Here is a 21,568-nt window from a genome sequence, read left to right on the forward strand (position 1 = left end):
ATTGGATGGTGGGCACGGCGCAAGCGCGCCTTTGCCCACCCTACGGCACTTCGCCTACATCGGCCGGACTTCGACCACGTCGGGCACGAAATGCTTGAGCAAATTCTGGATGCCGTGCTGGAGCGTCGCGGTCGACGACGGGCAGCCGGCGCAGGAGCCCTTCATGTTGAGATAGACGATACCGTCCTTGAAGCCGCGGAAGGTAATGTCGCCGCCGTCATTGGCGACCGCGGGCCGCACGCGGGTCTCGATCAGATCCTTGATCATGTCGACCGTCTCGGCATCGGACTCGTCGAAGAACTCATCCTCGTCGTCGAGCTCGGCATCGCTTGGAGCCGCGCCATCGGCGAGCAACGGCGCGCCGGACATGTAGTGCTCCATGATGGCGCCGAGGATCGCGGGCTTGAGCTGCTGCCATTCACCGTTCGCCTTGGTCACGGTGATGAAATCCGATCCATAGAACACGCCGGTGACGCCGGGCACGTCGAACAGCTTTTCGGCCAGCGGCGAGCGCGTGGCCGATTCGCGGCTCGAAAATTCCATCGGGCCGCCGTCGACGACGACGCGACCGGGAATGAACTTCAGCGTGGCGGGATTGGGGGTGGCTTCGGTTTGAATGAACATGGTTTTCTCCAGACGTCGCCGGTTCAAGGCCGGCGCGCAAGCTATCCAGTAGCAGATGGCGACGGGGAACGCACGGTCAAGGGGTGGGTAGGACGTTTCGTTGCGATATCAGCGGGTTAGGACACTTTAATATTTCCGCGCCGTCATGGCCGGGCTTGACCCGGCCATCCACGCCTTGCTTGGTGGCGCCAAGAACGTGGATGCCCGGGACAAGCCCGGGCATGACGGATATCTGGCTGGCCGCAGTCCAGATAGGGACGCCTACGACAGCGAATCCACGCTTCCATCGCTCAGCGCGCCCGAGATGATCGTCACCGGCACCGGGAACGTGCCCAGTTCATGCGCCAGCAGCGAGACCAGCGGTCCCGGACCCTCCGCGCCGGGATTGGCGGCGAGCACCAGCATGGCGATGTCAGGGTCCTCATCGATCACGGCGAGCAGCTGTTCCATTGCATCGCCTTCGCGGATCACCCGCTCCGGCGTGATCGCGGCGATGCCGTTGGCGCGGCCGGCGGCGCGGTCGAGCGCGGCTTCCGCCGCCTCCTGCGCCTCGGCGCGCATGATCTCGGCCACCCCGAGCCATTCCTGACTCTGCTGCTCGGGCTCGATGATGCGCAGCATGACCACGCCGCCGCCGGCGCGGATCGCCCAGCGGCTGGCATAGTAGACCGCGCGATCCCATTCGGCGGTGTCATCGACGATCACGAGGCATTTGGGCTTGTGACCCGGCTCGAAGCAAAGTCGCTTGCTGGTCATGCATGTCCCGGAATGTGCACGGACGGCATGCTGCCACACTCCCTCACGCTTGGGGAGAGGAGAAGCGGCCGGCGCAGTGGGCGCCGGCCGGGGGCTCGCAAATGCGGGAAATCAGCGCCGGCGGATGAAGCCGACGATGTCCTTCGAGAGCTTCATGGTCTCGTCGGCGATGGCGCGGGCCCGGTCGGCGCCATCGTTCAGGACCGCGTCGATATGGCCGGGGTCGGCGACGAGGCGCTTCATCTCGCCGGCGATCGGCGAGAGTTTTGTCACGCACAGATCCACCAGCGCGTTCTTGAAGCTGGAGAACTGGCCGCCGCCGAATTCGCGCAGCACGTCGGCCTTGGAGCGGCCGGAGAGCGCGGCGAAGATACCGACGAGATTGTCGGCCTCGGGGCGCGCTTCCAGGCCCTTTTCCTCTGATGGCAGCGGCTCCGGATCGGTCTTCGCCTTGCGCACCTTCTGCGCGATGGTGTCAGCGTCGTCGGTCAGATTGATGCGCGAATTGTCGGACGCGTCCGACTTCGACATCTTCTTGGTGCCGTCGCGCAGGCTCATCACGCGCGTCGCCGGTCCCGTGATCAGCGGTTCCGGCAGCGGGAAGAACAGGCCGTCATTGGCGCCGAGGCTGCGGATCGAGTCACCAAAGTCGTTGTTGAACTTCTGCGCGATGTCGCGCGAGAGCTCGAGATGCTGCTTCTGGTCCTCGCCGACCGGAACGTGGGTGGCGCGGTACAGCAGAATGTCGGCGGCCATCAGCACGGGATAGTCGAAAAGGCCCACGGACGCGTTCTCGCGGTCCTTGCCGGCCTTCTCCTTGAACTGGGTCATGCGGCCGAGCCAGCCCATGCGCGCGACGCAGTTGAAGATCCAGGCGAGCTCGGCGTGACCCGAGACCTGGCTCTGGTTGAACACGATGTGCTTCTTCGGATCGATGCCGCTCGCGATGAACGCCGCGGTCACCTCGCGGGTGTTGCGCGCGAGCTCGACCGGTCCGCCCCAGACGTCCACGCCTTGCGTGATCGCGTGCATGTCGACCACGCAATAGATGCAGTTGTGGGTTTCCTGCATCTTTACGAAGTTCACGATCGCGCCGAGGTAATTGCCGAGATGCAGATTGCCCGTCGGCTGGACGCCCGAAAAGACCCGTTCAACGAATGCCATGGTAAGTCTTCCTGGAAGGTATTCGGCCGTCGTTTCCAACAGCGGCGCTGCCCCGTCAAGGGTAATTCGATGGCATCACGCCTCGGACTCGGTCCGGGCCGGGCGCTTCAGCACGTTAGCCGCCTCGCGCCATGAGGCCGCGCCGAGGACCTGCAGGAGCGCGCCATAGACGGCGATTCCGGCCGCGATCTGCACGCCCAGGACGATGAAGCGGATCAGCCCGTGCGCCTCGGCGGGCGACAGACCGGTCGTCAGCCAGAGCAGGGCGCCCATGGCAGCCGCGGCGAGCACGATCCGCGGCAGCCGGCTGCGGGCGGCCGCATCGACCGAGAAGCCGAACTCGCTGGTGCCTTTCCGCAGCAGCGAGATCGCACTGCTCCAGGCGCCGGCCGCGATGCTGGCGGCGATCCCGGTCGCGCCGAAGTAGTGACCGAGCAGCACGGCGAGCGCTATCGCGACCACGAAGCCTTTAGCCGTTGCCATGAGCGGCGTCATCGTGTCGCTCCGGGCATAATAGGCCGTCGACAGCGCCTTGATCAGCACATGCGCCGGCAGGCCCAGCGCCAGCCACATCAGCGCATGCGCGGTGGCCGTGCGGTCGTCGGCGCCGAACGCGCCATGCTCGAACAGCAGCCGCACGATCGGTTCGGCCAGAACGATCAGGCCGAGCGTCGCGGGCAGCGCCAGCCCGGTCGCCAGTTCCAGCGCGCGCGATTCCGCATGCGCCACGGCGTCACGGTCGCCGCTACGCACCGCGCGCGTCAGCTCCGGCACCAGCACCGTGCCCATGGCGACACCGACGATACCGAGCGGCAGCTCGATCAGGCGGTTGGCGAAATAGAGCCAGGACACGGCGGAGGGCGTTGCGGAGGCGATGATCGCGCCCGCCACCATCAGCCATTGCGGGCCCGAGCTTGCGATCATGCCGGGGATGGCTTTTGTAAAGAAGGCGCGCATCTCCTGGTCGAAGCTGATCCGCAGCGGCGTCGCCAGTCGCGCGCTTCGCTGCGACAGCAGCATCAGCAATTGCAGCAGGCCGGCCACGCCGACGGTCGCCGCCAGCATCCATGCTGCGAAGCCGGCGTCGGCATGCCAGACGAGCAGCATCGCAATGGCCGCAATCAGCGCGATGTTGAACAGCAACGGCGAGAACGCCGTGAGAGCGAAGCGGCCTTGCGCGTTGAGCAGTCCCATCAGCACCGTGACGGGGCCGGCAAAGGCGAGATAAGGCAGCATCAGCCGCGCATTCTCGACGGCGAGATCGCGCGTGCCGCTACCCAGAAATCCGGGCGCGATCACCGTGATGATCAATGGCATCAGCAGCGCAATGACGATCGAAATCGCGATCAGCGCCGCGCTGACCGTGCCGAGCACGCGTCCCGCGAAGGCGGAGGCGGTCTCTTCGCCGTCGCGGTCACGGACGCGCAGCCAGGCCGGGATCAGCGCCGCATTCAGCGCCCCCTCGCTGAGCAGCCGCCGCACCACATTGACGAGCTGAAACGCCGCCAGAAACGCATCGGCCACCGGGCCGGTGCCCAACAGAGCGGCAATCATGGAATCACGCGCAAAGCCGAGCAGCCGCGAGGCCAGTGTTCCCGTTGAAACTGTCAGGAAAGAGCGGATCATTGCGCCGACATAATACCGTTGCTTGCCCGCTTGGGGCCGGTCGTGATAGGCCGCGGGCCAGATTTCAGACCGACAGGAAGCGGATTTCCGCGGGGATCGCAATCCGCCAAACAGGATCAAGGTGAATGGCTGACGTGAAATATGACGTTCTCGGCATCGGTAACGCGCTGTTCGACGTGCTGGTCCGGACTGACGAGGCTTTTCTGGCCAAACACGCCATGACCAAGGGCAGCATGTCCCTGATCGACGAGGCGCGGGCCGCCGCCATCTACAAGGACATGGGCCCGGCGACGGAAGTCTCGGGCGGCTCGGCCGCCAATACCATCGTCGGCATCGGCAGCCTCGGCGCACGCGCGGCCTATGTCGGCAAGGTCAAGGACGACCAGATCGGCAAGCTCTATGTCCACGACATCCGCGCCGCCGGCGTCGCCTTCAACACGCCCGCTGCGAAGGATGGCCCTGCGACCGGCTGTTCCTACATCCTGGTCACTGGTGACGGCGAGCGCACCATGAACACCTATCTCGGTGCCGCGCAGGATTTGTCGCCCGCCGACATCGATCCGGCCGAGATCGCTGCCGCCGGTATCGTTTATCTCGAGGGCTATCTCTGGGACCCCAAGAACGCCAAGGACGCCTTCGTCAAGGCGGCGCAGATTGCCCATGATGCCAAGCGCAAGGTGGCGCTGACGCTGTCGGATTCGTTCTGCGTCGATCGCTATCGCGACGAATTCCTCGGGCTGATGCGCAACGGCACCGTCGACATCGTGTTCGCCAACGAATCCGAGCTGCATTCGCTCTACACGACCTCGGATTTCGACACCGCGCTGAAGCAGCTGCGCAACGACGTCAAGCTCGGCGTGGTCACCCGCAGCGAGAAGGGCTGCGTGGTGGTGACGCCGACTGAGGCCGTCGCAGCGCCGGCCTCGCCGATCGCGAAGCTGGTGGACACCACCGGCGCCGGTGATCTCTTCGCCGCCGGCTTCCTGTACGGTCTCGCGCGTAACCTTGCGCACAAGCAGTGCGGCGAGCTCGGCGCACTCGCGGCTGCCGAAGTGATCCAGCACATCGGCGCGCGTCCGCAGGTGTCGCTGAAGGAGCTGGCGCAGCAGCGCGGGTTGACGGTTTAACTCCGCTTTCTCCCTGTCAATGCGAGGAGCGTAGCGACGAAGCAATCCAGACTATCTCCGCAGAGGCAGACTGGATTGCTTCGCTGCGCTCGCAATGACGCCGTACCCTAAGCCGTCTTCGCCGCCTTCAATCCCAGCCGCTGCTCCACCGCATCGCGCATCACGAATTTCTGGATCTTGCCGGTCACGGTCATCGGAAACTCGCCGACGAACTCCACATAGCGCGGGATCTTGTTGTGCGCGATCTGGCCGTCGCAGAACGCGCGAACCTCTTCGGCCGTCAGCGTCTCGCCCGGCCTGACGCGGATCCAGGCGCAGAGCTCCTCGCCATAGCGGGTGTCGGCCACGCCAAAAATCTGCACGTCCTGAATCTTGGGGTGGCGATACAGGAATTCCTCGATCTCGCGCGGATAGAGGTTCTCGCCGCCGCGGATCACCAGATCCTTGATGCGGCCGACGATGTTGCAATAGCCCTCGTCGTCGATGGTGGCGAGATCGCCAGTGTGCATCCAGCCGTTGGCATCAAGCACGTCCGCCGTCTTTTCCTTCTCCTCCCAATAGCCCAGCATGATGCTGTAGCCGCGGGTGCAGAGCTCGCCGCGTTCGCCGCGCTTGACGATCCTGCCCTCGAGATCGACGACCTTGACCTCGACATGCGGATGAATCCGTCCGACGGTAGAGACGCGCCGTTCGAGCGGGTCGTTCGTCGCGCTCTGGAAGCTGACCGGACTGGTCTCGGTCATGCCGTAGGCGATGGTGACCTCGCGCATGTTCATCTCGGTGTTGACGCGCTTCATCACCTCGATCGGGCAGGGCGCGCCCGCCATGATGCCGGTGCGCAGCGATGTCAGGTCGAACTTCGGGAATTCGGGGTGATCGAGCTCCGCGATGAACATCGTCGGCACGCCGTACAGCGCCGTACACTTTTCCTGCTCGACCGCGCGCAGCGTCGCAAGCGGATCGAAACCCTCGCCGGGATAAACCATTGTCGTGCCGAGCGTGACGGAGGCGAGGTTGCCCATCACCATGCCGAAGCAGTGATAGAGCGGCACCGGAATGCAGATGCGATCCTGCTCGGTCAGGTGCATCGCACGTCCCGTGAAATAGCCATTGTTGAGGATATTGTGGTGCGTGAGCGTCACGCCCTTGGGCGATCCCGTGGTGCCGCTGGTGAACTGGATGTTGACGGGATCGTCGAACTGCAAGGCAGCGCCGAGTGCAGTGAGCTGCTCGCGATGCTGCGCTCCGCCCATGCGCGCGACCTCTTCGAACGGGATCGTGCCTGATGCCGCGGGGCCACCGATCTGGATCACCATCCGCAAGTCCGGCAGTCGCGCTGCGTTGAGTTGTCCGGGCTTGGCGCCGGCCAGCTCCGGCAGCAGCGTGTTGAGCATCTCAATGTAATGACTGGTCTTGAACACGGTCGCCGTGACGATCGCCTTGCAGCCGACCTTGCGCAGCGCGAACTCCAGCTCGCTCAAGCGGTAGGCGGGATTGATCGTCACCAGGATCAGGCCGGCCTTGGCGGCGGCGAACTGGGTCAGCGTCCATTCCGGCCGGTTCAGCGACCAGATGCCGATCCGCTGCCCCCGCTCGAGGCCGAGCGCGAGAAAGCCGGCGGCGAGCGCGTCGACCCGTTCGGCGAATTCGGTCCAGGTCCATCGCACGCCGTGGCTAGGCGAGACCAGCGCCTCGCGATGGCCCCAGCGCCGCACGGCGCGGTCAAGGCTGCGGCCGATGGTTTCGCCGAGCAGCGGCGTGTCCGAGATGCCGCAAACATAGCTGTCGGCTTTATCAGACAATTCGAAATCCTCTCGTCAAAGATAGTCAGTGCGATCTTTTTCGGTCGTCATGCCCGGGCTTGTCCCGCCTGCGCGGCCGAAGCCGCTTCGGCGCAGCGAAGGCCCGGGCATCCACGTTCTTCGTGCAGCAAGGTCAGGCGTGGATGGCCGGGACAAGCCCGGCCATGACGTGTGGGGAGAGCTCGGCTCTCCCTTAGGCCGCCTTCTTCCCGCTGCCCGCATCGAGCCCGGCATACACGCCACGCTCGAATCCCGTGAAGGCCTCGATGCACTTGGCGTCGACGAACGGCAACACCTGCATCAGGATCACGCCGGAAACATCGCGCGCCGGGTCGATCCAGAAATAGGTGTTGGCGAGACCGGCCCAGGCGAGGCTGCCGGCGCTGCGGCCCTCCGGCGTCTTGGCAGTATTGATCAGGAAGGACAGCCCCCACTTCTTCACGATGTCGGGGAAGAGATCGACATCGTTAGTGTACATGGGCGCAACCGTCGTCATCTTGCCAATGGTGAGATCGCCGATGTGGTTCTGGCCCATCAGCGCGACCGTCTCGGGCCTCAGCACCTGGTTGCCGTTGCCGCGGCCCTTGTTGAGGATCATCTGGGTGAACTTGATGTAGTCGCCGGCAGTGCCGTAAAGGCCGCCGCCGCCCATGCAAAATTCCGGATTCTGCTCGATCTCGAACGGGATCGGCGCCAGCGATCCATCCTCGCCGCGAGCATGGGTGGCGACCAGCCGCTGGCGCATGTTGTCGGTGATCTTGAAGCCGGTGTCGCTCATACCGAGCGGAGTGAAGAGATTGTCGCGCAGATAGGCATCGAGCCGCTTGCCGCTCACGGCTTCCACTGCCTTGCCGACGAAGTCGATGTTGATGCCGTATTCCCAGCGCGTACCGGGATCAGACATGATCGGCGTCTTCAGCGCGACGTCCTGGCAGGAGAAGATGTTCGGGGTTCCGGTCTTCTCCAGATAGACCGCGAGATCGCCGTTCCACACATTGTAAGCAAAACCGGCGGTGTGGGTCATGAGCTGGCGCAGCGTGATCGCGCCCTTCGCCGGCCGCAGCTTCGGCTCGCCCTTGGCATCAAAACCTTCGAGCACCTGCGGCTTGGCGAGGTCGGGCAGCACCGAACCGATCGGCGCATCCAGCGACAGCTTGCCCTGCTCGACGAGCTGCATCGCGCCCGCTGATGTCACCGCCTTCGTCATCGAAGCGATCCAGAACACGCTGTCGTCAGTCATCGCATCGGGCTTGGACAGGTCGCGCTTGCCGAACGCGCCTTGATAGATCACGTCGTTGCCGCTGGCGGCGATCGCGACGACGCCGGGAATCTCCTTGGCGTCGCTCTTCTGGCGCAGGATCTCGTCGATCTGGGCTTTGCTTTGCATACGCGTTTCCTCCGGTTTGATTATTGTTGGAAGCGAATGATTGTCCTCCTGCACGGTCCGCGCGGCAAGCGCGTCCAGATGCCCGCGCCGGTCGCGATGTCGTGACTTGACGGTGCGTGGCGTGCGCAGGACGAGAGAGGGCTGAACTGCAACACTCCGTCACAATCTGCGGTGGATGGCCGCAACTCACCGTGACCGTGGATAGGCTCTGGCGATATGTTTCACGTGTTTGAAGCACTTGAAACATTTTGTGCGTTGCGGCGTTTCCGCACGCGGCCAATCGACGGCCAACGTTAAGACTTGATGCAAATATTGGCGGTCGTTCATGACCGCGAGGGGGACCTCAGATGATTTCGACCTGGAGCGAATGGAAGCGCTATCCCCGTCCCGGACGGGGCGACAATCTCGAGGCGCCGATTTCGCCTGGCATTTACGAGGTCCGGATCGCCGGCACCGGCGCGCTCTATTCGTTCGGCGCCGTCGACAATCTGGCGCAGGCGCTGGCGCTGCTGCCGGTGGGCTCGAAATCCTGGTTCGGCCGCCGCGACACCTCCGACGTTCCCGATCTCGAATACCGGACGTGCGCGACGTCCTCGAAGGCCGACGCCAAGGCAGCCGCCGAGCGCATGATCGGCCGGCGCGAGACCTATATGAGTGGCGCGGCATAACCGCGCCGTTGCCACTTTAACTCCCAGCAGATGTGCGTTGCGGGACGGTGCATTGCGCGCCGTCTGTCCCTATATTCGGGGCCGATCCGACCGCGCCCCGAGGAGTAACGCCATGACCCCGACTGCCGCCGCACGCGCCCCGCAAGCCACGTCCAATCTGCGCGACCGGTTGAAGGATCCGTCGTTGCTGAAGGAGGCCTGCTACATCGACGGCGCCTGGGTCGGCTCGCCGGTCTTCGCGGTGAACAATCCTGCGACCGGCATCGAGCTCGCGAAGGTTCCGCAGCTTGGTGCGGACGATACGACCAAGGCGGTCGAAGCCGCCGAGCGCGCCTTTCCGGCCTGGGCCAAGCACACCGCCAAGCAGCGCTCCAACATCCTGCGCAAATGGTTCGAGCTGATCATTGCCAACCGCGAGGATCTCGCGCTGATCCTCACCTCCGAGCAGGGCAAGCCGCTCTCCGAGGCGCTCGGCGAGGTCGATATCGGTGCCGCCTATATCGAGTTCTTCGCCGAGGAGGCCCGTCGCGTCTATGGCGAGACCATTCCGAGCCAGCGGCCCGATGCGCGCCTGCTCGCGATCAAGCAGCCGATCGGCGTCTGCGGCGCGATCACGCCGTGGAATTTCCCGAACTCGATGATTACCCGCAAGGTTTCGCCCGCGCTGGCGGCCGGCTGCACCGTGGTGCTGAAGCCCGCCAACGAGACGCCGCTCTCGGCGCTGGCGCTGGCCGTGCTCGCCGAGAAGGCCGGTGTGCCCAAGGGCGTGCTCAACATCATCACCGGTGACGCGCCGCCGATCGGCAAGGTGCTGTGCGAGCACCCGGCGGTGCGCTTCGTCGGCTTCACCGGCTCGACCGCGGTCGGCAAGATCCTCTACCAGCAGGCCTCCGTCGGCGTGAAGCGGCTCGGCCTCGAGCTCGGCGGCAATGCGCCGTTCGTGGTGTTCGACGATGCCGATATCGATGCCGCGGTCGAAGGCGCGATCGTCTCGAAATACCGCAACATGGGTCAGACCTGCGTCTGCGCCAACCGCATCTACGCCCAGGACAAGATCTACGACGAGTTCGTGCAGAAGCTGTCGAAGAAGGTCGCGGCGATGAAGATCGGCGATGGCACCGAGAGCGGCGTCACGCAGGGCCCGCTGATCAATTTGAAAGCGGTCGACAAGGTCGAGCGCCACATCGCGGACGCCGTCAAGCGCGGCGCCAAGGTCGTGACCGGCGGCAAGCGCAGCGAGCTCGGCCGCTCGTTCTTCGAGCCGACCGTGCTTGCCGACGTCAGGCCGGACTCGCTGGTGGCGCAGGAAGAAACCTTCGGCCCGCTCGCGCCGGTGATCCGTTTCAAGGACGAGGCCGACGTGATCGCGATGTGCAACGCCTCGCCGTTTGGCTTGGCTTCGTACTTCTACTCCCGCGATCTGGGCCGCGTCTGGCGCGTCGCCGAGGCGCTTGAGTCCGGCATGGTCGGCGTCAACACCGGCCTGATCACGACCGAAGTCGCCCCCTTCGGTGGCGTCAAGGAGAGCGGCCTCGGCCGCGAAGGCTCGCGTCACGGCATGGAAGAATATGTCGAGATCAAATACGTGATGATGGCGGGGGTGTGAGGGCCGTCGCCGATCAGCCCTTGCTTCGACGCAGTTCGCTGGGGCTGCGCCCGAACTCGCGGCGCATCCATTTGGCCAGGTGGGATTGATGGGAAAAGCCTGCTTCCAGGGCGATATCGCTGAGCTTGCGATCGCCCTGGAGGAGGAGCTGGCGCGCGTGCTCCACCCTCCTTCTCAGGATGTAGCGATGGATCGTGACGTCCATGGCCGCCTTGAACCATGTACGCAGATGTGAGCTGCTGACGCCGGCCTCGCGGCAAAGAATGTCGATAGTGAGCGGCTGGTCGAGGTTTGCATCGATGTAGGCCAGAACTCTCTGGAGTTGCGCGTTCGTGAGGCGAACGGCGTCGCCCGGCGGATCATTCGCCAAGTTGAGCAACTCGAGCGCCAGGGCCATTCCAACGTTTTCGGCGAACAAGGGACCGCTTGGTGAGCCCGCCTTTACGTCGCTTTCGAGCGCCTGTCCGAGCAGAATGATGCGGTCATTCCGCAGCATATGATGATGCGTGAGCCGGGCGGATGCCAATTGCCGGCTCCTGGAAGCCGCATGGTCCAGCATGCTGGGCGCGAGCCGGATCTGAAGCGACTGATAGGGCGTTTCCGCAACGAAGGCGCTGACGGCGCCGGACGGAATCACATCGATATCGCCAGCCTGACGCAGATGCTTGTCTCCGGTCTCGAGACAAATTGAGCGCGTCGCAGGGCTGAGGTGGATGATGATCCGGTGATCGCCGATCGGCTCTAGCGCAACGAAATCTGGCTCGGTGCGCGTGGCTGCGGCGGTGCTGCCGGTCGATGTCGGTGCCGAACTCGATCTCACATGCATGGTCGGGCTCCAAATCTTCGGGCTCCAAAGGCTTGGCGGAACGTGATCGATATTTGGCGCATCGTGCGCGATTTTCAACGGCTCGGACGTCAAAGAACTCATCGGTCGTTTCGTGGCAAATGAGGATGAAAAGTGAGTCATTACGTGATCGTCGGAGCTGGTCCCGTCGGACGCGAGACCGCTCGTCTCCTGGCGGAGGAAGGACACAGCGTCATCCTCACCAGCAGGAATGCCGGGTCGCTCGATGCCGGAGATGTGCGGACGGTTTCGTCGGATGCCACCGATGCCGCTCAGCTCGCCGCGCTCAGCAAGGGCGCAGATGCGATCTTCATGTGCGCCATGGCGGCCTATCATCGATGGCCGACCGACTTCTTTCCGATCATGGACGGAACGGTCAAAGTGGCCGAGCAGGTTGGTGCCAGGCTGCTCGTGGCTGGGAATGTCTATGGCTACGGCGTGGCCGCCGTGAGCCCTCTTACTCCGGACCTGGAACCGGACCCGTCCAGCCGAAAGGGCACCACCCGGCACATCATGTGGCAGCGCGCACTGCGATCGAGCGTTCCTGCTATCGAGGTCCGCGCAAGCGACTATCTGGGCCAAGGTGCGGTCGCGTATTTCTCGCTACTGGCACTGCCATCGTTGCTCAAGAACGAGCCGGTATCTTTCCTCGGCGATCCCGACGTGGCGCATGCCTGGTCCTTCACCAAGGACACCGCGAAGACGCTGGTCGCAGCGTCACGTTACACCGGAGAATGGGACCGCGCCTTTCATGTGCCGTCGCAGTCAGCGTCCGTGCGCGAACTGGTGCGAAGATTCGCGATCGCGCTGAAGATCGACATTCCGAACCTGCTTCGCCTCACCGCGGCCGACCTCGAAGGAATCGGCTTCGGCGAAGGAATCGAGATGTCCTATCTGTTCGAAAAGCCACTTCTGCTTGACGCCGGCGATACGGAGAAACTGCTGGGGATCACCGCGAGCAGCCTGGATACGATGGTGCGGGACACCCTGTCGTAGGTGGCGGGCATTACTCGAGTCGAATGAGCATATCGGAAAGATCGTCGTCACGGTCTGAAACGCGCAGCGCAGCTACAGGTGATGGAATGACGAATTCGAACCACTGGCAGGCTCCCGGCCTGAACCGACGGAAGATCGGCGACTATATCGTCACCGCTATCGTCGACGGGGTCGTCGCTGTGCCGTTCGACCTGCTCTCCGGAATAGGACCTGATGAAGCGATGAGCATGACGGTGGCGGCGGGACGTCCTTCGTCATCTGCGATGACCGTCAGCACCTATCTGATCGAGGGAAGAGGCCGGACCATCCTGGTGGATGGCGGTGGCGGCGGCATCAACGGTTGGGGAGGGCGACTGCACGCGTCGCTGGCCGCTGCCAACGTGAACCCGCTCGCCATCGACCAGATCCTCCTGACCCATGCCCATCCGGATCACATCGGAGGTCTCGTCGGGGCCTTGCCGTCGGCGCCTCAGTTTCCGAACGCCGAGGTCGTGATGCACGACGCCGAATTCGCCTTCTGGACGGATGACGCGAACCTCAATCAGGCCCCGGATTCGGTCAAGCCGTTCTTTCACGCCGCCCGTACCGTATTCGAGGCATATGGCGCCCGGCGGCGGACGGTCAGCGCAGGCCAAGTCGCGCCCGGCATAGAGATCGAACATCTGCCCGGCCACACCCCGGGGCATAGCGGCTATCGGATCGATGGCGGCGGTGCGTCCCTGCTCATTTGGGGTGACATCGTTCATTATCCGGATATCCAGGTGTCCAGACCCGAAGTGACGATTGCGTTCGATGCGGACCCGCAGGCGGCCGCGGAGACCCGAAGGAAAATGCTGGAAAGAGTGTCCGCGACCGGAGAACTCGTCGCAGGAATGCACCTGAATTTCCCCGGGTTCGCGCGGCTGTCGAAGCAAGGACAGTCGTTCGAGATCCGCCATGAGCCCTGGTCTGCGGAACTCATCTGACGCGAGACGCAAGGGCACAGTCGGCGTCAACACCGACCTGATCACGGCGGAAGTCGCGCCCTTCGGCGGCGTCAAGGACGGCGGCCCGGGGCGCGAAGGCTCGCGTCACGGCATGGAAGAATATGTCGAGGTCAAATACGTGATGATGGCGGGGGTGTAGCCCCGCCGTTGTTGCGGCGCCACACCGGACTTGCAAGCCGGGTCTCGGTGAGACGGCTCCGTTGCCACGGTCGGAAGGAGATTGCACGCGCGTTAGTGCGCAACACGCTGCTCCAGCGCGTCTTTGCTGATCCACTTCGCGAGAGTCCCGGGAGATAGGGCTTCCTCGACGCGAAACAGGTATGACACCGGCGACGTCGATAGCAGGGCTTGCCGCCCCTTGCGCCGATCACGAAGCACTTTTGCCACCAGCAGCGTGACGCCGGCGATGCCGGCCAGGACTGGATTGACGGCAGCGGCCATGCCCGCGAGTGCAAGACCTGATGCCGCAATGGCAGGTAGTTCGACTTTCATATTCATTGCGCCCAAGACGACGTCAATATTGTTGCCGCGCAGTGCTTCCTCGAGCTTTTGCAACTCGGGAGCAATTTTCTTGTCAAATTCGGCTTTCAGATGATCCTGCCGAGCGCGGTCATCTGGAATTTCACGGAGAGAAGCATTCTGTTGTGCAAACGCGACCGCTGCTGCCTGAAACTTGCCGCGTTCGCCCGCAAGCTGTTCACGGACTTTAGCAATCTTTTTTGCCGGGATTTGCGCGATGTTTTCGGGCAGGATGGTCCGCAATGCCAATAAAGCGAAGGCCTGCTCGAGTTCGCGCTCCGTCGGGCGCTCATCAACCAGGTTCACGTCGGCAAGTAGGAGCTGGGCGAGCCTCTCCGTTGACAGCCCTGAAAGCGCCAGATGGTCAATCGTTTCGTCTGTCATCGGCTGAAGCTGACGCTCGCCGGCAAGTTGGTCTGCGAGAGCAGTCATGTACACACGCGCGAGCATCGGATGCATGCCGATCCATCGGTCATCGCCGGGATCAAACCTGGCTAGGCCTGATGTGAGGAAGCTCTGGCGCAATTCCGGCGTCATTTTTTCGAAGTAGACGTAGGACAGGCGAGGATCGATGCCGGACCGCCCGCCGGCGACGGGAGGCACCTGATCTTTCGGCTTGGCATCCCATTGATCTGCCTTGGCCACACCGTAGCGGTCGACAAGTCGCGTGTGATACTGATGGATGAACTGGCCAAACGTTTCGCCAAATGCAGGGCTTGCCCATTCGGGGCGCACGACGTCGACGAAGCCCTCAAGGTCCCTGACGGTATCGCTATCCTCCGTCGTGTAGGTCGACGGCACGATCCGATACATCTTGTCGAAATACACCGCTGACAATTTCAGCCAGTTGTCGTCCTTGAAGTGGATAAAGGGATAGTAGAGCCCAAAATTTGCGGCCATTGCGACCTCCACTTGCTGTGTGCGCAAGGTTAGCGCAACGAGCCTCCTTTGATTGTGAAGTAGCCGACAGTTCTTCCGATTTGGGTTCGGCGGCAGCGCGCCTGCTAAATCCGGGCTACCGGCCCGTCACCGCCGCAACACTGCAATCGTCCGGTTCGCGAACGTCAGCCGCTCGGCCATGACCGACACGAAATAGGTCAGCAGCTTGTGGCTGAGCGCGGGGTCGTCGTCCCTGATCGCGTCGAACTGGAGCGTGTTGAGCACGTAGAGCACGCTGGCGACCTCGGCCTGGATCGTCGCGCTGCGCGGCGTGTTCGACACCAGTCCCATCTCGCCGATCGTGGTGTAGCGCCCCAGGCTGCGCACGCGCGTGGTGCGGTCGTCGTCGGCGGGGACCATGATGCCGACGCGGCCGTCGAGGATGAAATGCATGGAATCGGCGGGGTCGCCGGCCTGCACGATGATGTCGCCGGCCTCGACCTCGAGGCGCTGGCAGCGGTGGATCAGCGCGTCGGCGTCGGCCTCGCTGTCGAGTATCCCGGTGAACCAGTCGCGCAGGCTGGCTTCTTCCTGCACCCGCCCCTGATGCTGCGAGATGATCTCGTTCTCGCACCATTCCAGCGCATGATCGAGCTCGCCGATGATGGTGACGCCCTCACCGACGAAGTCGCTGGAGCGCAGCACCTTCTCGGCCGCCGCCCACAGATGCACCAGGATCAGCTCGACGCCGAGGTCATGCGCGCTGCGCTTGATCTGGGCGAAGCTGTAGGCGGCCGAGGAGTCGACGCCGGTGACGAGCTTGAAGTCGAACAGCAGATAACGGCACTCCGGGCGCTCCTGGAGCAGCTGTTTGACGTGCTGGTAGAGCCGGTTGGCGGAGCCGAAGAACAGATAGCTCTGCAAGTTCAGGCCCTGGATGTTGCCGCCATGGGCCAGCAGCACGTCCTGGTCGTCGCGCGAGCGGTCGAGCGAGGAGCGATATTCCGAGCCGTCGAAACTGTATTTGATCGACTCCACCCGTGCGGCGCTGAACGCAAACGTCGCGCAGCCAATGATCACGCCGATCAGGATGCCCGGGACGAAGCCCCAGGCGACGATGATCGCGATGATGGCGATCAGGGAGAGATATTCGAGCTTCGAGAGCCGCTTGCGCGACTCGATGATCCATTTGTGGAGCTGGTCGGCACCGAGATAGAGCAGAAGGCCACCGATGACGAATTTCGGGATGAAGCCGAGCAGATCGGGCGCGACGGCAAGCATCAGCAGCGACAGTGCCGCGACCGTAAGGCCGGACAGGCGCCCGCGGCCGCCGCTGGAGAAATTGAGGATCGTGCGGCTGATCGAGCTGCAGCCGGCATAGCCACCCAGTATGCCGGTCAGGATATTGGCGGCGCCGGTGACGTTCAGCTCGCGCTCCAGATTGGCCTCGCGATGCACGGCAACCTCGATGCCGGTGGTGTTGAACAGCGTGCTCGAGGCCGTAACGAAGATGACGGCAACCACGTTGCCGAGCAGGTCCGGTACGGCAAACCAGGGATAGCGAGCGAGATCGTCGGTGTGCCAGGGCAGCATGAAGACCGCCTGCGGCGGCGGTTGAAACGTCCAGCCCAGGGCGCGCGCGTGATCGAATGAAACACCGGTGATCCAGAACGCCAGATGCGCCGTGAGCACGCCGCCGACCAGGATGATCGGCAGTCCGAACGGGCTGCGCGAGCGATGCCAGGTCAGGTACAGCACCAGCGCCATCGCGCAGGCGGCGCCCAGCTCCAGCAATGTGGTGCCGTTGGCGAAGTGCGTCAGCGTCGTGAACTGGAGCGGGTGGTTGGTGATCACCCGCACCGCGCCCAGGGCGATGAGAAGCCCGGTGGCGCCGAGGAAGCCGCCGACGACGGGATAGGGCACGTAGCGGATGGCGCGGCCCAGCCGCGTCAGGCCCAATCCGCACAGCACCAATCCGGTCAGCACCGTCGACAGGCCGAGCGTGATGAGAACCGGCGAGAGCAGCGGTGCCGACAGGCTCGCCGTCTCGAGGCGTTCGACCACCGAGGCTGCCAGAATTCCCGTCACCGCCGCGGTCGAGCTGTCGGGAGCACCAATTGCGAAGGGCAGGGAGCTGCCGAGCCCGATGACGATCGCAAGCACCGCGGAACTGACGAACGTCGCCGTGATTCCGTAGGACAGGTACGGCGAGAGCGGCCCGGCGAAGATCAGCAGCGAATAGGACAGCCCGAAGGTGACGGTCAGGACGCTGGCCGCCGTTCCGCCCAATATATCATTCAACGCACGCTTGAGGGCCGGATTGAATCGCGAAGCCGGGCTGAGAATAATTGCTGGATCGGTCACGCCGTTGCGCTCGCCCCTGAAAAGTCCCGTCCCGAGACGTAGACGAGTACGGGCTTAGCGCAACTGGATTCTTGTAACTGCGAAATATCCGACAGTTTTGCGGTGGTTTGGTGAGGATGCGGTTCACAACGTGTGAATGGTCAATCATGTGGTGGACAGAAAAACCGAAGCTTTGGCGCACATTTAGTGTCGTGGCAGAAAGCCGTTCCACGCCCACCACTGTCATTCCCCGCGGAAGCGGGGAATCCAGTACGCCGCAGCCTCTCCGTATCCCATCGCCGTCCCTGGAATACTGAATCGCCCGGTCAAGCCGGGCGATGACAGTTGAGGGTGTGGCGAACAGCTTTCCAATCCCGTCATTGCGAGGAGCGAAGCGACGAAGCAATCCAGACCGTTACCGCAGAGGGATTCAGGATTGCTTCGCTTCGCTCGCAATGACGGAGCGAGACGAAACAGCCGGGCTTAAATCTTCAGCTCTTTCCCCGTCACGCGCCTGTAAGCTTCGAGATAGCGCTTGCTGGTTGCATCCACGACGCTGGCGGGCAGCGGGGGCGGCGGCGCGTCGCCGTTCCAGCGGCCGGCGTGGCGCTCGACGTCGAGATAATCGCGCAAAGGCTGCTTGTCGAAGCTCGCCTGCGGCTGGCCGGGCTTGTAGGCATCGACCGCCCAGAAGCGCGAAGAATCCGGCGTCATGACCTCGTCGATCAGGATGATACGGCCATCCTTGTCGCGGCCGAACTCGAACTTGGTGTCGGCGATGATGATGCCCTGCTCGCGGGCGAGCTCCTCGCCGAGCGTATAGACCGCGCGCGTCATGCTCTCGAGCGTGTAGGCGACCTCGTCGCTGACGACCTCGCGCATCTTCGCGATGGTGATGTTCTCGTCATGGCCGGTCTCGGCCTTGGTCGCCGGGCTGAAGATCGAAGGCTCCAGCTTCTCGCTCTCGACGAGGCCCGCCTTCAGCTTCTCGCCGGCCAGCGTGCCGCTGGCGGCATATTCCTTCCAGGCGGAGCCCGAGAGATAGCCGCGGATCACGCATTCGATCGGGAAGACGGTGGTGCGGCGCGACAGCATGGCACGGCCGAGGATCTCGGCCCGATGCGGCTTCAAGGCCGGCACGGCGGCAATGATCTCGTCGGCATCGGCGCTGATCATGTGATGCGGCACCACGCCTTCGAGCTCGTTGAACCAGAATGCGCTGATCTGGGTCAGCACCGCGCCCTTCATCGGGATGGTCTCGCCCATCACGACGTCGAAGGCGCTGATGCGGTCGGTGGTGACGAGCAGCAGCCGGTCGTCGTCGACGGCGTAGATATCGCGCACCTTGCCGCGTCCGATCTTGGGCAGGGGCAGGTCGCTGGAGAGCATGGCGGTCATCGGCAGGGCCTTCGCAGACAAGTCCATCGGACAGGAGATTCAGGCCGCACTGGATGGTACGGCCTAAATCGGGATAGCCTATTCCGGCAGCGGAATGAACTCATGTTCCTGCGGAACCCCGGCGAAGCGGCCGGTTTTCCAGTCCTCCTTGGCCTGCTCGATCCGCTCCTTGCTGGAGGAGACGAAATTCCACCAGATGTGGCGCGGGCCTTCCAATGCATCGCCACCGAGAAACATCATGCGCGTTGCCTTCAGCGCCTTCACGGTGATGCGGTCGCCGGGCCGGAAGATCAGCAGCCGCGGCCCCTCGTACCGCTCGTTCGCGATCTCGACCTCGCCGTCGACGACGTAGATGGCGCGCTCCTCGTGGTCGGGGTCGAGCGGCACGCTGGCGCCCGCGACCGCCGTGACCTCGGTGTAGAACCAGGGCGACACCATCGTCACCGGCGAGGTGATGCCGAACGCGGAGCCCGCGATCACCCGCGCGGTGAAATCGCGCTCGGAAATCATCGGCAGATCGCCCGCGCCGTAATGCTGGAACGACGGCGCGATCTCTTCGGATCCGGCCGGCAGCGCGATCCAGCTTTGCAGGCCCAGCATCTGCTGGCCCGAGGCGCGCTGCGCGTCCGGGGTGCGCTCGGAATGGGCGATGCCGCGGCCGGCGGTCATCAGATTCATCGCGCCGGGCGCGATCTCCTGGACGTTGCCCTCGCTGTCGCGATGCATGATCGAGCCGTCGAACAGATAGGTGACGGTGGCAAGCCCGATATGCGGATGCGGCCGCACGTCCATGCCCTTGCCGGAGACGAACTGCACGGGGCCGAAATGATCGAAGAAGATGAAGGGCCCGACCATCTGCCGCTTACCGTGCGGCAGCGCGCGGCGCACCACGAACCCGTCGCCGAGGTCGCGGGTGCGAGGCACGATGACGAGATCGAGCGCGTCGCAGGACATGGGATCGCCGAGCACGGGATCGTTCGAGGGTTGCCAGCTCATCTTGGTCTCCTGTTTCTTGCTGGTATGATCGTAACAGAACAATGTCGGGAACGGGAGAAGACCGATGATCCCACCGCTCAAGCCAGGCGCCAGGCTGCTCGAGGTCACAGGCCCCAGAATCGAGACGGAACATTTGATCCTGCGGCCATGGCGCGCGGGCGATATTGCGCCGAACGCCGCGATGCTGTCCGATCCCGGCACCGCCCGCTTCATCGCCGCCGACGGCAAGCCGGTCACGACCGAGATTGCCGGCTGGCGTAACGCGGCCGTGATCTCCGGGCACTGGGCGCTCCACGGCTTCGGCATGTTTGCGGTCGAGGAGAAATCGAGCGGTAGCTACATCGGGCGGGTTGGTCCGTGGTGCCCGCCGGGCTGGCCCGGCTTCGAGGTCGGTTGGGGTATCGCCAGGGAATTCCGCGGCAAAGGTTATGCGGTGGAAGCGGCCAGCGCGTCGATCGACTGGGTGTTCGACAGCTTTGAGATCGACGAAATCATGCACTGTATCGAGAGCACGAATACGCCGTCGCAGGGCGTGGCGCGCAGCCTGGGCGCCCGGAAGGAGCGCGAGATCGATCTGTTCGGCAAACCGGCTGACGCCTGGATCACGTCGCGCGCCGCGTGGACCCGGCGAAATTGAATCGTTCTTTGATCTGAACTAGGTTCGCGTCACGCGCGTGCGTGCGCGATCGGGTCGACCGGATGCTGCTTGCCAATCTCGAACTTGCCTTTCGCGCCGGCGCCGTAGCGCTGCTGTTGGTGTTGGCGGCATCGTTGTTCTCGGACTTCCGCAACGTGCTGGCGGCTCGGCTCGGCGCGGCCTTCGCGCTCGGCTCGGCCGCGCATGCGGTGAGCTATTCGGTCGGCGTGACGTCGCTGGTGCCGGCCTGGCATGCGCCGCTGATCGCACTGTCGACCGGCAATATCGTGGTGTTCTGGCTGTTCACGCGCGCGCTGTTCGACGACGATTTTCGCTTGCGCTCGTGGCATGGATTGATCTGGGCGCTGGTGACCGCGTTCAGCTTCGCCGGGTGCGTCTGGATCGCGCCGGGCGGCCATGTGCGGTTCTCCGTCACCGCGGTGAACCTGATCGTGCTCGGCTTCATCGCGCTCGCGGTGGGGCAGACGATCGCCTCGTGGACGGCCGATCTGGTCGAGCGCCGCCGCCGCGTTCGCGTCTTCATCGTCTGCGCGGCCGCACTCTATGGCGGGCTGAACGCGCTGCTCCAGATTTTTGTTGCCGGCAGCGACGTCGGCGGTGTCGCCAACACGATCAATGCCGGCGTGCTGGCTTGCGTCGTCGCGGCCATCGCCTACGCGATGATGCGTGTCGATGGCGCGGACCTGTTTCCGGTCGCGGCTGAGCCCGCACCGGCGATCGCGCCGAGCCAGCCTGTGGCCGAGGACGCCGCCGACCAAAAACTCACCGACGCCTTGATGCGCCTGATGGCGGACGAGCGGATCTATCGCCAGGAGAACATCACCATCGGCGTGCTGGCGGGCCGGCTGAAAATTCCCGAATACAGGCTGCGCCGGCTGATCAACCAGCGGCTCGGCTACCGCAACTTCAATGTGTTCCTGAACAACCACCGGATCGAGGAAGCCAAGGCCGCGCTCGCCGATCCCGCGCAGGCCGAAGTCCCCGTCATCACCATCGCGATGGACGCCGGCTTCCAGTCGCTCGGTCCCTTCAACCGCGCCTTCAAGGCGGTGACGGGCGTGACGCCGACGGAATATCGGCGGCTGAGGGTCGCCTAATCCTCTGGAATATTTGACTAATTTCAGAATCGACCAGCCCGGTTCAGTTTCAGTCAGGCTATTTTCCAAATCCGGCGAGCGCTCCTCCGACC

Annotated in this window: 18 protein-coding genes and 1 pseudogene; 8 read left to right on the plus strand and 11 right to left on the minus strand. The window is 64.0% G+C overall.

Annotated elements, in window-relative coordinates; all coding sequences use genetic code 11:
- Positions 1-54: 54 nt before the first annotated feature.
- From AB7535_RS37150 to murJ, 4 genes are all read right to left on the minus strand, one after another.
- A complete protein-coding gene (locus tag AB7535_RS37150) occupies positions 55-624 on the minus strand; it encodes a NifU family protein (protein WP_028150592.1) in 570 nt (189 codons plus the stop codon).
- Between the two features lie 261 nt (positions 625-885).
- Positions 886-1,380 (minus strand): universal stress protein, encoded by a 495-nt coding sequence (locus AB7535_RS37155; RefSeq protein ID WP_063980124.1) that lies wholly within the window; start codon positions 1,378-1,380, stop codon positions 886-888.
- Between the two features lie 111 nt (positions 1,381-1,491).
- Positions 1,492-2,544, minus strand: a complete 1,053-nt coding sequence (trpS, locus tag AB7535_RS37160) for a tryptophan--tRNA ligase (RefSeq protein ID WP_166064531.1) — start codon at positions 2,542-2,544, stop codon at positions 1,492-1,494.
- Positions 2,545-2,619: 75 nt separating this feature from the next.
- Positions 2,620-4,170 (minus strand): murein biosynthesis integral membrane protein MurJ, encoded by a 1,551-nt coding sequence (gene murJ, locus AB7535_RS37165; protein ID WP_354113257.1) that lies wholly within the window; start codon positions 4,168-4,170, stop codon positions 2,620-2,622.
- Between the two features lie 125 nt (positions 4,171-4,295).
- Here murJ and AB7535_RS37170 point away from each other — a divergent pair, with 125 nt between their 5' ends.
- On the plus strand, positions 4,296-5,297 hold the full coding sequence (locus AB7535_RS37170) for an adenosine kinase (RefSeq protein WP_166064598.1): 1,002 nt from the start codon (positions 4,296-4,298) through the stop codon (positions 5,295-5,297).
- Positions 5,298-5,404: 107 nt separating this feature from the next.
- On the opposite strand, the gene AB7535_RS37175 is transcribed toward AB7535_RS37170, so the two are convergent.
- Positions 5,405-7,099, minus strand: a complete 1,695-nt coding sequence (locus tag AB7535_RS37175; RefSeq protein ID WP_354113258.1) for an AMP-binding protein — start codon at positions 7,097-7,099, stop codon at positions 5,405-5,407.
- Positions 7,100-7,292: 193 nt separating this feature from the next.
- Positions 7,293-8,486 (minus strand): serine hydrolase domain-containing protein, encoded by a 1,194-nt coding sequence (locus tag AB7535_RS37180; protein ID WP_166064627.1) that lies wholly within the window; start codon positions 8,484-8,486, stop codon positions 7,293-7,295.
- Positions 8,487-8,833: 347 nt separating this feature from the next.
- Here AB7535_RS37180 and AB7535_RS37185 point away from each other — a divergent pair, with 347 nt between their 5' ends.
- Positions 8,834-9,154, plus strand: coding sequence for a hypothetical protein (locus AB7535_RS37185; RefSeq protein ID WP_028150598.1), 321 nt, complete (start codon positions 8,834-8,836; stop codon positions 9,152-9,154).
- Positions 9,155-9,266: 112 nt separating this feature from the next.
- Positions 9,267-10,760: an NAD-dependent succinate-semialdehyde dehydrogenase gene (locus AB7535_RS37190; RefSeq protein ID WP_354113259.1), complete on the plus strand. Its 1,494-nt coding sequence runs from the start codon at positions 9,267-9,269 to the stop codon at positions 10,758-10,760.
- Between the two features lie 13 nt (positions 10,761-10,773).
- On the opposite strand, the gene AB7535_RS37195 is transcribed toward AB7535_RS37190, so the two are convergent.
- Positions 10,774-11,688: a helix-turn-helix transcriptional regulator gene (locus AB7535_RS37195; RefSeq protein WP_166064654.1), complete on the minus strand. Its 915-nt coding sequence runs from the start codon at positions 11,686-11,688 to the stop codon at positions 10,774-10,776.
- Between the two features lie 30 nt (positions 11,689-11,718).
- Here AB7535_RS37195 and AB7535_RS37200 point away from each other — a divergent pair, with 30 nt between their 5' ends.
- The 3 genes and pseudogenes from AB7535_RS37200 to AB7535_RS37210 form a co-directional block, all read left to right on the plus strand.
- Positions 11,719-12,600: an NAD(P)H-binding protein gene (locus AB7535_RS37200; RefSeq protein WP_166064655.1), complete on the plus strand. Its 882-nt coding sequence runs from the start codon at positions 11,719-11,721 to the stop codon at positions 12,598-12,600.
- An 86-nt stretch (positions 12,601-12,686) separates the two neighbouring features.
- A complete protein-coding gene (locus AB7535_RS37205) occupies positions 12,687-13,565 on the plus strand; it encodes an MBL fold metallo-hydrolase (protein WP_166064659.1) in 879 nt (292 codons plus the stop codon).
- A gap of 10 nt (positions 13,566-13,575) precedes the next feature.
- Positions 13,576-13,725, plus strand: a pseudogene (locus AB7535_RS37210) (aldehyde dehydrogenase family protein); the annotation flags it as partial.
- A 92-nt stretch (positions 13,726-13,817) separates the two neighbouring features.
- On the opposite strand, the gene AB7535_RS37215 reads toward AB7535_RS37210, so the two are convergent.
- From AB7535_RS37215 to AB7535_RS37230, 4 genes are all read right to left on the minus strand, one after another.
- Positions 13,818-15,005, minus strand: coding sequence for a DUF6236 family protein (locus tag AB7535_RS37215; protein ID WP_354113261.1), 1,188 nt, complete (start codon positions 15,003-15,005; stop codon positions 13,818-13,820).
- A 126-nt stretch (positions 15,006-15,131) separates the two neighbouring features.
- Positions 15,132-17,348 (minus strand): SLC26A/SulP transporter family protein, encoded by a 2,217-nt coding sequence (locus tag AB7535_RS37220; RefSeq protein WP_439037538.1) that lies wholly within the window; start codon positions 17,346-17,348, stop codon positions 15,132-15,134.
- A gap of 462 nt (positions 17,349-17,810) precedes the next feature.
- A complete protein-coding gene (locus AB7535_RS37225) occupies positions 17,811-18,725 on the minus strand; it encodes a phosphoribosylaminoimidazolesuccinocarboxamide synthase (protein ID WP_354113342.1) in 915 nt (304 codons plus the stop codon).
- A gap of 78 nt (positions 18,726-18,803) precedes the next feature.
- Positions 18,804-19,721: a pirin family protein gene (locus tag AB7535_RS37230; protein ID WP_063985956.1), complete on the minus strand. Its 918-nt coding sequence runs from the start codon at positions 19,719-19,721 to the stop codon at positions 18,804-18,806.
- 64 nt (positions 19,722-19,785) lie between these two features.
- Between AB7535_RS37230 and AB7535_RS37235 the strand changes: the two genes are divergently transcribed.
- Both AB7535_RS37235 and AB7535_RS37240 read left to right on the plus strand, forming a co-directional pair.
- Positions 19,786-20,358, plus strand: coding sequence for a GNAT family N-acetyltransferase (locus AB7535_RS37235; RefSeq protein WP_166347542.1), 573 nt, complete (start codon positions 19,786-19,788; stop codon positions 20,356-20,358).
- Positions 20,359-20,420: 62 nt separating this feature from the next.
- Complete coding sequence (locus AB7535_RS37240) at positions 20,421-21,476, plus strand: AraC family transcriptional regulator (RefSeq protein WP_354113343.1); 1,056 nt, start codon at positions 20,421-20,423, stop codon at positions 21,474-21,476.
- The last annotated feature ends 92 nt before the right edge of the window (positions 21,477-21,568 follow it).

Origin of the sequence: Bradyrhizobium sp. 956_D2_N1_4 (genome assembly GCF_052076025.1) — a bacterium.
GTDB classification, from domain to species: domain Bacteria; phylum Pseudomonadota; class Alphaproteobacteria; order Rhizobiales; family Xanthobacteraceae; genus Bradyrhizobium; species Bradyrhizobium barranii.